The organism is Saccharothrix longispora (assembly GCF_030852425.1).
Classification (GTDB): Bacteria; Actinomycetota; Actinomycetes; order Mycobacteriales; family Pseudonocardiaceae; genus Actinosynnema; species Actinosynnema longispora.
In genome coordinates, this window is the sequence record NZ_NSDM01000048.1 from 1 (window position 1) to 1,220 (window position 1,220).

At 58.3% G+C, this 1,220-nt stretch carries 1 rRNA gene; it reads right to left on the reverse strand.

Annotated elements, in window-relative coordinates:
• A 23S ribosomal RNA gene (locus CKY47_RS36760) occupies positions 1-1,220 on the reverse strand; the annotation flags it as partial.

A 1,220-nucleotide genomic window follows, 5' to 3' on the forward strand; every position in this document is an offset into this window, starting at 1 on the left:
CGGCCTACACGCTTACACCAGTACTACCACTCACTGGCGGAGCTACCCTCCTGCGTCACCCCATCGCTTGACTACTACAAGTTCAGGTCCCGCGCTCCACGTCGGGTCCTCATCCGAAGAATCAGACCCGGGCTTCGGGCGGTTAGTATCACAAGCCTCGCCATGGGCGCGTTCACACGGGTACGGGAATATCAACCCGTTGTCCATCGACTACGCCTGTCGGCCTCGCCTTAGGTCCCGACTTACCCTGGGCGGATTAGCCTGGCCCAGGAACCCTTGGTCATCCGGCGGCAGAGTTTCTCACTCTGCTTTCGCTACTCATGCCTGCATTCTCACTCGTCCAGCCTCCACACCTGGATCACTCCGGCGCTTCAACGGCTGAACGACGCTCCCCTACCCATCCCGGCATAACCGGAATGACACGGCTTCGGCGGTGTGCTTGAGCCCCGCTACATTGTCGGCGCAGGACCACTTGACCAGTGAGCTATTACGCACTCTTTAAAGGGTGGCTGCTTCTAAGCCAACCTCCTGGTTGTCTGGGCGACCCCACATCCTTTCCCACTTAGCACACACTTAGGGGCCTTAGCCGGCGTTCTGGGCTGTTTCCCTCTCGACTACGAAGCTTATCCCCCGCAGTCTCACTGCCGCGCTCTCACGTACCGGCATTCGGAGTTTGGTTGATTTCGGTAAGCTTGTGGGCCCCCTAGACCATCCAGTGCTCTACCTCCGGCACGAAACACACGACGCTGCACCTAAATGCATTTCGGGGAGAACCAGCTATCACGGAGTTTGATTGGCCTTTCACCCCTAACCACAGCTCATCCCCCAGGTTTTCAACCCTGGTGGGTTCGGGCCTCCACGCGGTCTTACCCACGCTTCACCCTGGCCATGGCTAGATCACTCCGCTTCGGGTCTAGACCACGCGACTACAGACGCCCTATTCGGACTCGCTTTCGCTACGGCTACCCCACACGGGTTAACCTCGCCACGCAGCACTAACTCGCAGGCTCATTCTTCAAAAGGCACGCCGTCACCCCTAAAGGCTCCGACGGATTGTAGGCACACGGTTTCAGGTACTATTTCACTCCCCTCCCGGGGTACTTTTCACCTTTCCCTCACGGTACTAGTCCGCTATCGGTCACCAGGTAGTATTCAGGCTTAGCGGGTGGTCCCGCCAGATTCACAGCGAATTTCACGAGTACGCTGCTACTTGGGAACAC